The organism is Nitrosospira multiformis (assembly GCF_900110185.1).
GTDB classification, from domain to species: Bacteria; Pseudomonadota; Gammaproteobacteria; order Burkholderiales; family Nitrosomonadaceae; genus Nitrosospira; species Nitrosospira multiformis_A.
In genome coordinates this window covers 230673-243222 of sequence record NZ_FOCT01000003.1, presented here as the reverse complement: position 1 = coordinate 243222, position 12550 = coordinate 230673, and the positions used below count along the sequence as shown (strand labels likewise).

At 54.0% G+C, this 12550-nt stretch carries 14 protein-coding genes and 1 pseudogene; 4 read left to right on the top strand and 11 right to left on the bottom strand.

Annotation, left to right across the window (positions count from 1 at the left end; translation table 11 throughout):
- Nucleotides 1–280: 280 nt before the first annotated feature.
- The 3 genes from BMY01_RS05195 to tsaB are packed head-to-tail and all read right to left on the bottom strand — an operon-like array spanning nucleotide 281 to nucleotide 2216.
- Nucleotides 281–1090 carry a uracil-DNA glycosylase gene (locus BMY01_RS05195; protein ID WP_074744949.1) on the bottom strand — a complete coding sequence of 270 codons (810 nt, stop codon included), beginning with the start codon at nucleotides 1088–1090 and terminating at the stop codon, nucleotides 281–283.
- Entirely contained in the window at nucleotides 1087–1548 is a 462-nt protein-coding gene (gene rimI / locus BMY01_RS05190) for a ribosomal protein S18-alanine N-acetyltransferase (protein ID WP_074744947.1), read from the bottom strand. Before rimI ends, BMY01_RS05195 begins: the two co-directional genes overlap by 4 nt.
- Nucleotides 1545–2216, bottom strand: a complete 672-nt coding sequence (gene tsaB / locus BMY01_RS05185; RefSeq protein WP_074744945.1) for a tRNA (adenosine(37)-N6)-threonylcarbamoyltransferase complex dimerization subunit type 1 TsaB — start codon at nucleotides 2214–2216, stop codon at nucleotides 1545–1547. Before tsaB ends, rimI begins: the two co-directional genes overlap by 4 nt.
- A gap of 138 nt (nucleotides 2217–2354) precedes the next feature.
- On the opposite strand from tsaB, the gene BMY01_RS05180 reads away from it, so the two are divergent.
- Nucleotides 2355–2795 (top strand): host attachment protein, encoded by a 441-nt coding sequence (locus tag BMY01_RS05180; RefSeq protein WP_074703856.1) that lies wholly within the window; start codon nucleotides 2355–2357, stop codon nucleotides 2793–2795.
- A 27-nt stretch (nucleotides 2796–2822) separates the two neighbouring features.
- Here the strand turns inward: BMY01_RS05180 and thpR are convergent, their stop codons facing one another.
- The 3 genes from thpR to ispD form a co-directional block, all read right to left on the bottom strand.
- The gene (gene thpR, locus BMY01_RS05175; protein WP_074744943.1) at nucleotides 2823–3374 is read right to left on the bottom strand and encodes an RNA 2',3'-cyclic phosphodiesterase; all 552 of its coding nucleotides are present in this window, start codon (nucleotides 3372–3374) and stop codon (nucleotides 2823–2825) included.
- A 68-nt stretch (nucleotides 3375–3442) separates the two neighbouring features.
- Nucleotides 3443–3940: a 2-C-methyl-D-erythritol 2,4-cyclodiphosphate synthase gene (gene ispF / locus BMY01_RS05170; protein WP_074744941.1), complete on the bottom strand. Its 498-nt coding sequence runs from the start codon at nucleotides 3938–3940 to the stop codon at nucleotides 3443–3445.
- A 185-nt stretch (nucleotides 3941–4125) separates the two neighbouring features.
- Nucleotides 4126–4821, bottom strand: coding sequence for a 2-C-methyl-D-erythritol 4-phosphate cytidylyltransferase (gene ispD, locus BMY01_RS05165; RefSeq protein WP_074744939.1), 696 nt, complete (start codon nucleotides 4819–4821; stop codon nucleotides 4126–4128).
- A gap of 293 nt (nucleotides 4822–5114) precedes the next feature.
- On the opposite strand from ispD, the gene BMY01_RS05160 reads away from it, so the two are divergent.
- Entirely contained in the window at nucleotides 5115–6089 is a 975-nt protein-coding gene (locus BMY01_RS05160) for a sigma 54-interacting transcriptional regulator (RefSeq protein ID WP_074744937.1), read from the top strand.
- A 177-nt stretch (nucleotides 6090–6266) separates the two neighbouring features.
- Nucleotides 6267–6347: pseudogene (locus tag BMY01_RS18735) on the top strand (TraR/DksA C4-type zinc finger protein); the annotation flags it as partial.
- 82 nt (nucleotides 6348–6429) lie between these two features.
- On the opposite strand, the gene zapD reads toward BMY01_RS18735, so the two are convergent.
- The 5 genes from zapD to BMY01_RS05130 all read right to left on the bottom strand — a co-directional run bounded on the left by zapD (nucleotide 6430) and on the right by BMY01_RS05130 (nucleotide 11105).
- On the bottom strand, nucleotides 6430–7185 hold the full coding sequence (zapD, locus tag BMY01_RS05150) for a cell division protein ZapD (RefSeq protein ID WP_074744935.1): 756 nt from the start codon (nucleotides 7183–7185) through the stop codon (nucleotides 6430–6432).
- A 124-nt stretch (nucleotides 7186–7309) separates the two neighbouring features.
- Nucleotides 7310–7912 (bottom strand): dephospho-CoA kinase, encoded by a 603-nt coding sequence (coaE, locus tag BMY01_RS05145; protein ID WP_074744933.1) that lies wholly within the window; start codon nucleotides 7910–7912, stop codon nucleotides 7310–7312.
- Between the two features lie 4 nt (nucleotides 7913–7916).
- On the bottom strand, nucleotides 7917–8825 hold the full coding sequence (locus BMY01_RS05140) for a prepilin peptidase (RefSeq protein ID WP_074744931.1): 909 nt from the start codon (nucleotides 8823–8825) through the stop codon (nucleotides 7917–7919).
- Nucleotides 8826–8845: 20 nt separating this feature from the next.
- Entirely contained in the window at nucleotides 8846–10144 is a 1299-nt protein-coding gene (locus BMY01_RS05135; RefSeq protein WP_081353740.1) for an HlyC/CorC family transporter, read from the bottom strand.
- Between the two features lie 130 nt (nucleotides 10145–10274).
- The gene (locus tag BMY01_RS05130; protein WP_074744929.1) at nucleotides 10275–11105 is read right to left on the bottom strand and encodes a cytochrome C assembly family protein; all 831 of its coding nucleotides are present in this window, start codon (nucleotides 11103–11105) and stop codon (nucleotides 10275–10277) included.
- Nucleotides 11106–11170: 65 nt separating this feature from the next.
- Here BMY01_RS05130 and ffh point away from each other — a divergent pair, with 65 nt between their 5' ends.
- Nucleotides 11171–12520 (top strand): signal recognition particle protein, encoded by a 1350-nt coding sequence (ffh, locus tag BMY01_RS05125; protein WP_074744928.1) that lies wholly within the window; start codon nucleotides 11171–11173, stop codon nucleotides 12518–12520.
- Nucleotides 12521–12550 lie beyond the last annotated feature (30 nt).

Here is a 12550-nt window from a genome sequence, read left to right as displayed (position 1 = left end):
TAAAAATAAGGACGAGCGGGCGGATTTCAAGAGAGGCTGGCCGAATGAGGTTCAGCGCCTGGAAACCTTATCATTCTCGGCCAAAATTCATTTTCGCGAACGCAAGTCCCATAATTTATAATTTCATTGCATAAAAAAATGAAGATCTGCTTTCGCAGGCATGACGATGTCCTGATGGCTGCGCTCCAGAATTCATCACTTTACCACTCGTGGATGAAGAGTCGAGGATGTAATCCATGATTTGCATCCACTCCAACTTCCTGTTCCAAAAACCTGCGATTTATTCAGAAGCCTTCAAGGCCTGCATGGTGCTTTGGGCGAAGCAGAGATCCTCCCATGCCTTCGCTTTGGCAACCAGCGTGCGTAACAGATAAGCCGGGTGATAGGTGACGATCACCGGAATACCTTCGTGCTGATGGAGTTTGCCCCGAAGGCTGCCTATGCTTGCGTCAGTATTGAGCAGATTCTTGGCGGCGGTTTTTCCAAGCGCGACAATCAGCCTCGGCTTGATTAGCTCGATTTGCCGCGCGAGGTACGGTTCGCAACATTGCGCTTCATCATCGGAAGGCTCGCGATTGCCAGGCGGGCGACATTTTACGATGTTGGCTATAAAAACATCGCGGCCGCGCTTCAAACCAATGGCCATCAGCATGTTATCCAGCAGCTTGCCTGCCTGCCCCACGAAGGGTTCACCAAGGGCGTCCTCCTGCGCGCCCGGTCCTTCACCCACGTAAAGCCAGTCCGCATTCGGGTCACCCACGCCAAACACAGTGCGCGTACGCGAGCTGCATAGCCGGCAGGCCACACAGCCTTCCACACTCTCTTTAAGCTGATCCCAGTCCATCCGCAGAATCATCGCCCGGCGCTTCTCTGCTACGTCCTCTGTCGCGTCAGAAGGCACGCAAACCTGTTCTACCTGTTCTTCGAATTCGGGAGGCGCACCAACCGGCGCTGCCATCACCTGATCCGATTCCGGCGTCCTGAATGGGCTTTCGTCTTCGGTACACTCCCTGACGCGCCATATCGGCGTCAATCCCAACTCTTTGAGTATCTCGCCACGTCTGACCCGTTTTCTATCGTTGTTGATCACAGCACCAGTTCCATTACCAACGAGTCTTCACGCCCGCCCATCGCGGGATAATAATCCTTGCGTTTCCCGATCTGCCTGAATCCAAGCCGTTCATACAGCCGGGCGGCAACATGATTGGATACGCGCACATCCAGAAACATGGTGAGCGCCAGCTGCTCCCTTGCAATTTCGATGAAGTGGCGCAGCAATTTTTCACCCCAGCCCTTCCCTTGCGATTCCGGCGCAATACTGAGCGTCAATAAATGGGCTTCTTCTGCCCCGATTGTCATTACGCCATATCCAAAGATATATCCGTCCTGCTCCAATACCAGGCAATGATAGCCTGCGTCGAGCGAATCGCTGAAATTGCCCCGAGTCCATGGGAAAAGAAAAACTTCCCTTTCAATCGTCACCACCGCGTCGAGGTCCGACGGGACCATTCGCCTTATTCGGGGCGATTCCTGCAGTTGGGCGCTCATCGCTCCTTTTCCTTCAGGGCCACCTTGTTTCGAATATAGAGCGGAGCGGCATCCGCCGGATCGACACCCTGCCCTCTCGCGAATCTAGGAACCGCCAGTTGCGCCATTGCGCGCGCCTCCGGGCGCACGCCGCTGATGATGTGATTGAGGTAGCCTTCATAACGTGCGCGCAACACTTCGGGGTACATATCGAACCCGCTGCCACACCCTGTCCAGTCCTGCTCCGGGACCAGAGGCGCATTTTGCGGCAGGCAGAGTGTAGGCTCGCTCACGACTTGCCATTCATCCAGCACTTTCCTGTACGCGGCATGATAGATCTCATGCATGCGCGCATCCAGCGCTGCAACGACCTGTGTTCCGCCGGCTTGCTGTGCCAATGCTTCCAATGTACTTATTCCGATCACTGGCAGCTCCGCCCCAAAAGCCAGTCCCTGCGCTATTCCGCATGCGATACGCAACCCGGTGAAGGATCCGGGACCCGAGCCGAAAGCGATGCCATCCAGTTGCGCCAGCGTCAGCCCGGCTTCATCCAGCATTCGACTCACCATCGGCAAAACCAGCTCGGAGTGGCGCTGTTCCGCAAGAACCTCCTCACCGAGGATGTCACGCTCCAGCACCAACGCAATGGAACAGTATTCGCTGGATGTATCGAAAGCAAGAATTTTCAAGGCAAAGTCGAATAAATATCGAGCATAATGTCAGTACAATGACAACTGCCGTATGGAAACTTCGGCAGAAAAATCATTGTCTATTGTTGAGCAACACTCCAGTTCGTTTAACTTTATCACTAATCGCACGGAGGAGTCATGAGCATCACGTGGATTCTGGTTGCAAATGCAAGCGCAGCATATCTTTACGCAAACTACGGACCGAGAAAAGGATTACAGAAGCTCAGGGAATTCCGGCATGACGCCAGCAGGGAAAAACGGGTGGACCTGGTTACCGATCGTCCGGGACATAACAGAAGTAACGGGAATGGGCGTGGCTCCTATATACCCGCCACCGATCCAAAACAGCATGAAGCATGGACTTTCGCCTCGCAGCTAGCCCGGGAACTGGAGAATGGGCGCAAAACCAACAGCTATCAACGCCTGATCCTGGTTGTATCGGCCCCATTCATCGGTCTCATTAACAGCAATCTGGGAAGCCAGGTGCGCAACCTCGTAAGCGATACTTTTGAAAAGGATTACACCAGGGCCAATGAAAGAAACCTGGTAAAGCAACTGGAGAGCTGCATTTATCTTTGATGATTTAAAGAGTTGATCATCCTTTGATCATCCTTTCAGGAACCAGCGACCGATCGGCGTATAAACCGGACCGTCGCTGGTCTGGTCCGATTTAACCAGTACCCACTCCCGCGCCCGCCACACCATTGGTTCCGCCCGCTCAGGCAGCGTTTTACAGGATGCATTCCTCATGAGCGTGATATGGGGCTTATAAGGCCGCTCCTCCAATGAAAACCCTGCCAATGAAAGGCTGCTCTGCAAAGCTTCGACCAGAGCGATGAGCGGCTGGGGAATTTCGTTGATTTCCGCATAAACGATATTCTTGCGTTTCCACACGCAGATTCTTTCGATAACGAGGTCGAAGGCTTTCACGCCATGACCTTCAATTTCATCCGCCGCCCGACACAGGGCATCTACCTGGCTTGCATTCACCTCCCCTACAAACACCAATGTAAGGTGAATATTCTCCGCTTTTGTTTTCCGACCCTCGCAAACGGATGCCAATCGCCCGGTCAGCCGTCCCAGCTGCGTGCGGGTTTCCTTGTCGGGCCATATCGCAAAAAACAGGCGTACTGCTTTTTGCCTGGTCTCTTCAGCCATCCGGGTTTCCGCTCATCCCCCAGTCATCTACCGCCCTTCGCCGATTGCTTTCCGCTCCGTTTCCATCCTCAGTCAGTCGTTTGATTCATGCGGGTAATCAGGCATACCGCTTCCGCCTCTATTCCCTCACCCCGCCCCACCGGGCCAAGACGTTCGGCCGTCTTGGCCTTGACGTTGACATCTCCGGACTGCATTCGCAGGTCCTGCGCAATATTTGCGATCATTGAGGGGATATGGGACGCCATCCTGGGTGCCTGCGCAATGATGGTGGCATCGACATTCACCACCCTATAGCCGCGCTCCGCAAGGAGGCTGCCCACATTCTGCAGTAGTACGCGGCTGTCGATATTCCTGTAACGCGGATCAGTGTCAGAAAAATGCCGGCCGATATCCCCCAGTGCCGCAGCTCCCAGTACCGCGTCGCATATTGCATGCAGCAGCACATCCGCATCGGAATGTCCCAGCAAACCTTTCTCGTAGGGAATAGTCACTCCGCCGATAACAAGCTTGCGGCCCTCGACTAACTGGTGTACATCAAAACCCTGCCCGATTCTGAACCCGCCCACTATCACCTCTTCTTGTTTAATTCCGGGAAAAACATGAGAAAACAGTAGCCGCTAGTAATCGGTGCTTTGCGCGACTCTCAGGCTTTGCGCGACTCTCAGGCTTTGCCCGACATCTTGTTCACCCGACACCTGGATCTACAACTGCTTTCAACTGGCTAATAAACCGCCTACCCTCATTACACTACTTATAGATTTTTCAGTATCAACTCCGCCAACGCGAGATCCTGAGGATAAGTAACTTTCAGGTTGCGGGCATCGCTCACAACCAGTTTTGGGCGCAGACCCAGTGCTTCGATCGCGCCTGCATCGTCCGTCATGGTTACACCTCCAGCCCTGCTCAGGGCGTCCACCAGCGTTCGGTACCGGAACATCTGCGGTGTTTGGGCCTGCCAAAGACCTTCCCTCGGTTCTGTACGTTCAACCCGGCAAGTGGGATCGCTTCGCTTCAAGGTGTCTGCGACCGGAACCGCGAGTAATCCACCCACTTCATCCTCTTCCAGTTCATCCATCAGTTTATCCAGAAGCTTCCCTCCTAAACAGGGCCGTGCAGCATCATGGACCAGCACCCAGTCATCATCCTCGATCGCCGCCCCTTCCTGTGCTGCTTTTAAACCATTCAGCACGGTCTCGGCCCGCGTAGCTCCCCCGCATTCGAGCATCGATAGCTTGTTTGAGAATTCTGACCAGTCATGCCGCGCCCACTCTCCATCTCCCGGGGACAGCACAACAAAGACCTGGGAAAGCCGCGGCGAGTTGCATAACGTTGCTAGCGCATGACAGATCATGGGTTTTCCTGCCAGGGTCAAGTATTGCTTGGGCATCTGATCGCCCATGCGCGAGCCTGAACCTGCCGCCGGAATAAGTGCGAAGAAATTTTGCATTGGTATTACGGGAAGTAGCTGAATTGATGGGCCAAACGAAGGCAGGCACGTGAATATTTGTTAGACCGTGAAAATTGGCAATGGAAATACGACGGAAACATGCGAGGAAACACCGGGCTGCCTGGGTACCCCTGGGTACCCTTAACCTGTAAGATTTTACAGCTACCGACGTATTTAATCTTGTCCTTTAATAGTTATACCACGGAGCCATGCAGAAAGATGAGTTCCACACAGCTTTTTTGAGTCTCTTAAGTAAGAATCGATTAATTTTCCCGCCTCCAGGTGCAGAGAACATGATTGGACAATCTCCTGCCTTCGTAAAGGTTACCCAGTTCATTGAGAAAATTGCAGGTTGCGACGCACCTGTTCTTATCGAAGGCGAAACAGGCACAGGAAAAGAACTGGCCGCACGGGCAATTCACGAAAGCGGCGCGAGGCGAGACAGGCCGTTTGTGCCGATAAATTGCCGCGCTATCCCGGATACCCTGATTGAAAACGAACTGTTCGGACACGAAAGGGACTCCTGTAGCGGGGCTCAGTCGAAATGCCCGAATCTGATTGCCCACGCGCGGTCCGGCACACTCTTCCTGGATGAAGTAGATGCGTTATCTCCCAAGGCGCAGGTTACTCTGCTGCGATTCTTCCAGGATCAGGAATACCTTCCGCTGGGAGGCGGCACAGCGCGCTCTGCAAAGGTGAGAATAATTATTGCCAGTAACAGAAATTTGGGGTATTTGGCCGAGAAAGGCGAATTCCGGCTTGATCTTCTGTTTCGCCTTAAAATCATGTATCTCACCCTGCCGCCACTCCGTGAGCGCCAAGGTGACGCGGCTCTGTTAGCAGATTACTTCCTGCGCGAATGCTCCGCGCGTTTTAACCGTGGCAACAAAACCTTACATCCGAATACAGTCGCATGGTTCGACAAATACAGTTGGCCCGGAAATATACGGGAACTGGAAAATCTGATCTATCGCGAGTATCTTCTCGCCGACGAACCTGTCATAAATATCGCATCGCTCGCGCCCACACTGGTCGAACGGCGATCCGGGTTTGACCGCCGCCTCCCCGAGTTGAACGGCTTGAGTTTTACTGAGGCTAAAAACCGCGCCATAGCAGCTTTTGAACAATATTACCTTGCCGAAGCCATGATCAGAGCGCACGGTAACGTGACAAGAGCTGCGAGCCTTGTCGGAAAAGATCGCCGCGCGTTCGGGAAGTTGCTGAAAAAGCATAGCATGAGCAAGAACAAGCTCTTTCTGGAACACTGATTCTCCCGTCTCCAGATTCCCTCTCCAAATTTTCGCGCCAGCACTCGATTCCCTGTCTGCCGTCAACGAGGCACTCATTCGGCAGAACCTACAGGACATTTGCGATATTGTCGCGGGTTGGGATCGAATCAGGGCAGGAACATACGGTGAGTCACAAACTGCCGGAGCGATATCTGATATGAGCGGTTGCCGGCTTATCCGACCGCCAAACGCTGTATTGATTGCCAGCGCGAGCAGAACACCGGAAGACTCGCCTAGAAGGACGTGCGCCCTGGCAGAAAAGCAGCGTGAACAATAACGCGCCTGAAAAACAAAGAAATGGATAGAGAATCCATTTCTCCTAAAGAGTGCAGGAAGTCAATTCAAACTCCACATCTTCTTCGTATAGCCTGGTTTTCTGTATAGAGCTGGAAACAACGAAGCGAATGGTCAGAGCAAATTTGTGCGCACTGATCTCAGGAACGCAGGGCAGGCTTTCGTCCAGCTCGAGGGATAGCAGGTGCACCGTCCTCCCCGCTCCCATCTGCTGGAACATGCCCTTATTCGCGGTGTAGTTATCGGTTTTTCCGCTGTCCCGCAGCAGACGCAAAAGGATACGGAAACTTTTCTCGATTGGCAGCAGCGGCGCGATCCATTCATTCAGGTCGCTTCGTCGCACTTCCGGGTCGAGATGCAACCAGTAGCGATATGAAGGCAAATCAAATTCGCATGCCCCTCCGGGTATGCCGACACGCTGCTTGATGCCCATCAGCCACTCGTTGTCGCGCATGTGTTCTCCGATTTTTCCAGCAACAGCCCGCAGATCCTGGGAGGAGATCTGAATGTCATCCAGCATCTCGTCCAGTTCGCCTTCCGGATTCTCCAGGCTTTTACGCAACAATTCCAGCGCCTGCTTCTGCCGATCCAATTCCTGCAGCAGTTCCGACTTCATGTCTGCGCGGCCTGTCACGTCGAGAATCTCGAACAGGGTGACAAGTGCAGCGTGGTGATCATAGGGCTCTTCCTGCGCAGAAAAGAACGCTATCTTGTCAAACAAGTCCTCAAGGCGCAGGAGCGTGCGAACGCGTTCATTGAGAGGATGTTCGTAACGGATCACGATAGAGGCCCAGAGCAGAGAACCGCAACTGCAGATGGGTGTTGTTCCAAATTCTTATTTTAGCAGCCAAATCCGTGGGCAACAAATGTGAAGCCCTGCAGGGAACCAGCTTGGCGCGTTGAAATCAACTTCCCTGGGCCAGCGTCATATATTTCTCGTGCAAAGCCCGTACCTGCCGCTCGAGGTTGAGAAGGTCGGCATCGTTGACAATCACATCATCCGCCTGCCCCAACCGTTCGTCACGCGAAACCTGTGCAGCCATGATGGCCCGCACTGCCTGTTCATCCATTCCACTGCGCGCAGTGGCGCGGCTGATCTGCACACCTTCGCTGCAATCCACCACCAGAACGCGCTGGACTATTCCCCGGTAGTGGCCGGTCTCAAGCAGCAGCGGAACCACGACTATCAGGTAAGGCGCCTGAGCAAGTTCTACTCTCTGCGACACTTCGTTCCGGATGAGCGGGTGAAGAATAGCCTCCAGTTTGCGACGCGCATCCGTGTCATTGAACACGAGGTTACGCATTTCCTTGCGGTTCAGGGCCCCCTCCGGCGTGATGTATTTCTCCCCGAACGCTCGCCGGATGGCAAGCAGGCTACCCCCTCCCGGCTGAGTAAGTTCATGCGCAATCTCGTCGGTATCGATCACACCGGCGCCGAGCGCGAAAAAAATATTGGCAGCGCTGGTTTTACCGCTGCCAATGCCCCCGGTCAGGCCGATTACCAGCATGGCGCTAAAATGACCCCAGGTAAGCTCTATTGATCTCGTTTCCCCAAAACAGGGCCACGATTCCCCCAGACACCAGATAAGGTCCGAATGGAATAGGGACATGACGCCCGTGCTTTGCTGTCAGCATCAGGCCAAGCCCTGCCATGCTTCCCACGAGGGATGAAAACAGAATCACCAGAGGCAGCATTTGCCATCCCAGCCAGGCGCCAATGGCAGCCAGCAACTTGAAGTCCCCATAACCCATTCCCTCTCTGCCGGTCAGGAGTTTATAGCCCCAATACACCGACCACAGGGCAAGATATCCCACCACGCCGCCAATCACAGCAGAATGGATATCTGCAAACCCCCCTCCCAAGTTAATCAGTAACCCTCCCCATAACAAGGGCATAGTGATGTCATTGGGCAGCAGTTGAGTATCCAGGTCGATGAAAGCAAGCGCAATCATGGCCCATACAAGCGCAAGCGCCGCAAAAGCAATAACCCCATAACCAAAATGCCAAGCGACTAGGCCGCTCAGAGCTGCGGTTAACCCTTCCACAACGGGATAGCGCATGGAAATGGCGGCGCGGCACTGCGAGCAGCGCCCTCTGAGCGCGATGTAACTGATGAGTGGAATATTTTCGAGCGCCGTAATCCTATGCCCACAATTGGGACAATTGGAAGGCGGCGTAATGAGATTGAAAGCCGGCCCCGCTGCAAAGGCTTCATGCGGTTCGTGTGCTGGCTCTGTCCCGTTTGTTCCTGAGGACAGTTCCGCGTGCAGTTCGGCGCACTGTTGCTGCCATTCCCGCTCCAGCATTCTCGGCAGGCGGTAGATAACCACATTCAAAAAACTGCCGACGATCAGGCCAATGAGAGCGCAGAACGAGACAAAGAACGCCGGAGAGTGTTGCAGCACGAAAATAAAAGACATCTAAAAGACATCCCCGGGAATTACGGTTGCACGTCGAAGTCGGGAACCTTCTCCTCGATCGGCACTAATGGGGGAAAGATTCGTACCACTTTTACCACGCGATCCTGCGTCTGGATGATTTCCATGGGATAACCGGCGATTTTCACGCTGGTGCCGGCTTCAGGAATGTCCTGGAAATGTTCGAGAATGAGTCCGTTCAACGTCTTGGGGCCACCCAGAGGCAGGTTCCAGCCAAGCTTGCGGTTGAGGTCGCGCAGCAGGCTGCTGCCTTCCACGATTACACTGCCGTCTTCCTGTTTCAGGAAGTTCCCAGCCTGCGAAGGTGCATGTGTGGTGAATTCTCCGATGATTTCTTCGACTATATCCTCCAGCGTCACCAGCCCCATCCACTCCCCATACTCGTCCACGATCAGGCCGACGCGCTCGCGGTTTTCCTGGAATAATTGCAGTTGCGAGAACAATGGTGTTCCAGAGGGAATGAAGTAAGGCTCGCGCATGATTTTCTCGAGTGTAGCGGCCGTGATTTCCTCGCTTCTCATCTGGTTGAGCACCTTGCGTACATGAATTATTCCGGTAACGTTATCCATCGTACCGCGGTATACCGGCAGACGTGTGTGATAACACGTGAGCAGTTGATCCCGGATGCTCTCATCGTCGTCTTCGAGGTCTATTGCCTCGATCTGGCCGCGTGGCACCATGACGTCGTCAACCGTGACGTTCTCGAGATCGAACAGATTGAGCAGCATGCTCTGGTGTTTTTGCCGGATGAAGTGGCCTGCTTCCAGCACGAGTGTTTTGAGTTCCTCAAGGCTGATTTTCTGGGTCAGATCCTCGCTCTGCGGTTTCAGGCGCAGGAGGATAAGCAGCGCCTTTACAAACAGATTGATGAACCATACCACAGGCGAGAAGATTTTCAGTAGTGGCGTCAACACATAGCTTGATGCCAGGGCGATACGCTCGGGATAGGCAGCGGCGACAACTTTCGGGGTAATTTCACTGAATACCAGAATGGCGAAGGTCACGCCTACCGTTCCAATAAAAAGAGCCGCATCGCTGTGGCCGAAGAAAATGGACACAATCACCGCGACCAGGGTGGCCGCCGCCGCATTCAGTAAATTATTGCCGAGCAGAATCACCCCCAGAAGGCGGTCTGTATTCAGCAACAACTGGCTGGTGAGACGGGCGCCACGATGGCCTTCTTTTGCAAGATACTTCAACCGGTAACGGTTGATCGCCATCATGCTGGTTTCGGAAAGAGAAAAAAATGCGGATAAAATCAACAGAACAGCCAGTGCTGCCAGCAGCACATACCACGGCATGTCTTCCAAGAAAAAGCCTTTCTGCAAGTAGACAAAAATTCAGGGCGGAAAGAAGGCAAAATAACTGGAGATTCCATCCCCGGATTTCCTTGCACTTTTTCCACCCCAACTGTTTTATGCACAGGTGCTGCTAGCGCTGCAGGATCACTTCCAGTACAAACTTGCTGCCAAGATAAGCCAGTAGGAGAATGATGAATCCACTCAGTGTCCAGCGAATGGCAATGCGGCCGCGCCAACCGTATAGCTGCCTGCCCACCAGCAGCGCTGCGAACACGCACCATGAAATGATACCGAACAGGGTTTTGTGCGTGAATTTGAGGGGTTGCCCGAAGACCTCTTCCGAAAAGACGATACCGCTGATGAGCGTGAGCGTGAGTAGTATGAACCCCACCCAGATGACGCGAAACAGCAGGTTTTCCATGGTCAGTAGTGGCGGCATGTTGGTAAGTACCGAGGGCAAGGTCGGGTGGTGATGCAACCGCCGCTCCACCACTGCCATGAGCAACGCATGCAGTGCGGCAATGGTTAGCAGGCTGTAAGCCAGCATGGCAATCGAGATATGCGCCTTGAAAGCAGGGAGCTCGGTATTGGCCAAGGGGCGCAGAGAAGGAAATGCCAGCGGCAGCAGTACCGCTACGGCCGCAACCGGGGCGACCAGTGTTTGCAACCCCTCCAGCCGATAAAAAAATCCGGATAGCCAGTAAATCATGGCGGTGAGCCATACGATGGAAGAAACCGCGCTGCCCACGCCGAAATTCAATCCTACCCCTGCAAACACCGCTTCATACAACGTATAGCCGTGCAATACCAGGGGCGCGACAATGACATACCGTTCCCATCCCGCAGTGGCAACCTCACGTCCCGCTGACCTTGCAGGAGCATTCCACCGGGTGCGCCAGAAGTGCCAGCCGATCAGTGCATAGAGCAGGAAGGCAGCGAGATAGGCTAAAATATCGGACATTGATATTGCAGATTAAATGAAACTCTCATTTAGTCTACACCAATTTTTCCGGAGAGGCATTTTGCATGTTTGACAATCTTACCAATCGGCTTTCGGGTGTCATCAAGACTTTGCGGGGTGAAGCACGGCTGACCGAAACCAATATACAGGAAGCGTTGCGGGAAGTGCGCATGGCGCTGCTGGAAGCTGACGTCGCCCTGCCGGTGGTCAAGGAATTTATTGCCCGAGTAAAGGAAAAAGCAGTCGGTCAGGAAGTAATCGGCAGCCTTACGCCAGGACAAGCATTGGTGGGCGTAGTCCACCAGGAACTGATCGCCCTCATGGGAGGCCAGAAAGCAGATGTCAACCTTGCCACTGTCCCCCCCGCAGTGATTCTCATGGCGGGATTGCAGGGCGCCGGAAAAACCACGAGCAGCGGAAAGCTGGCGAAGTGGCTGATGGAACAAAAAAAGAAAAAAGTATTGCTTGTCTCCTGCGATACCTATCGGCCAGCGGCCATTCAGCAACTGGAACTGCTGGCGCGACAAACGGGCGCCGAGTTCTTTCCGGTTCAAGCTGGACAGCAGCCGAAAGAAATTGCGGCCGCTGCCCTCAACTTCGCGCGCCGGCACTTCCATGATGTGATGATCGTGGATACGGCCGGACGCCTCGCCATCGACGAAGCAATGATGACAGAAATCAGCGAGCTGGAAACATTGCTGAAGCCCATCGAAACCTTGTTTGTGGTGGATGCCATGCAAGGACAGGATGCCGTCAACACCGCCAAGGCATTTTCCGAAGCGCTGCCCCTGACCGGCGTAGTACTGACAAAGCTGGATGGAGATGCGCGAGGCGGGGCAGCGCTTTCCGTGCTTCACGTAACGGGGAAACCAATCAAATTCGCCGGTGTCGCTGAAAAGCTGACCGGCTTGGAACCATTCCATCCTGACCGTATGGCCTCACGGATTCTGGGAATGGGCGATGTACTAGGACTGATCGAGGAAGCCCAGCGGGGGGTGGATCAGCAGGAGGCCGAAAAGCTCGCCAAGAAGATGAAATCGGGCAAGAGCTTCGACCTGAACGATTTCAAGATGCAGTTTGAGCAAATGAGAAACATGGGCGGCATGGGGGCGCTGATGGATAAGCTGCCGGCTCAGTTGAGCCAGGCTGCCCAGAATGTCAAAGTCGATGATAAGGTTATCGCCCGCACCGAAGGCATCATCAATTCCATGACTCCGCAGGAACGTCTCAAGCCGGAAATCCTCAAGGCCTCGCGCAAGCGTCGTATTGCTGCAGGCGCAGGTGTCACGGTACAGGAGGTGAATCGCCTGCTGGCGCAGTTCGAGCAGGCGCAAAAAATGATGAAAATGATGAATAAGGGGGGCATGACAAAAATGCTGCGAAGCATGAAGGGCATGCTGCCCGGCATGCGCTAAAGGAGCCGCTTAACAAGTGCGAGGGCTGCG

Coding starts and splice junctions, on each gene's coding strand:
- ffh (WP_074744928.1), top strand. CDS start 11,171: ATGTTTGACAATCTTACCAATCGGCTTTCGGGTGTCATCAAGACTTTG.
- ispD (WP_074744939.1), bottom strand. CDS start 4,821: ATGCAAAATTTCTTCGCACTTATTCCGGCGGCAGGTTCAGGCTCGCGC.
- coaE (WP_074744933.1), bottom strand. CDS start 7,912: ATGCTGGTAATCGGCCTGACCGGGGGCATTGGCAGCGGTAAAACCAGC.
- BMY01_RS05180 (WP_074703856.1), top strand. CDS start 2,355: ATGAGCATCACGTGGATTCTGGTTGCAAATGCAAGCGCAGCATATCTT.
- thpR (WP_074744943.1), bottom strand. CDS start 3,374: ATGGCTGAAGAGACCAGGCAAAAAGCAGTACGCCTGTTTTTTGCGATA.
- rimI (WP_074744947.1), bottom strand. CDS start 1,548: ATGAGCGCCCAACTGCAGGAATCGCCCCGAATAAGGCGAATGGTCCCG.
- BMY01_RS05135 (WP_081353740.1), bottom strand. CDS start 10,144: ATGCCGTGGTATGTGCTGCTGGCAGCACTGGCTGTTCTGTTGATTTTA.
- BMY01_RS05140 (WP_074744931.1), bottom strand. CDS start 8,825: ATGTCTTTTATTTTCGTGCTGCAACACTCTCCGGCGTTCTTTGTCTCG.
- BMY01_RS05160 (WP_074744937.1), top strand. CDS start 5,115: ATGATTGGACAATCTCCTGCCTTCGTAAAGGTTACCCAGTTCATTGAG.
- BMY01_RS05130 (WP_074744929.1), bottom strand. CDS start 11,105: ATGTCCGATATTTTAGCCTATCTCGCTGCCTTCCTGCTCTATGCACTG.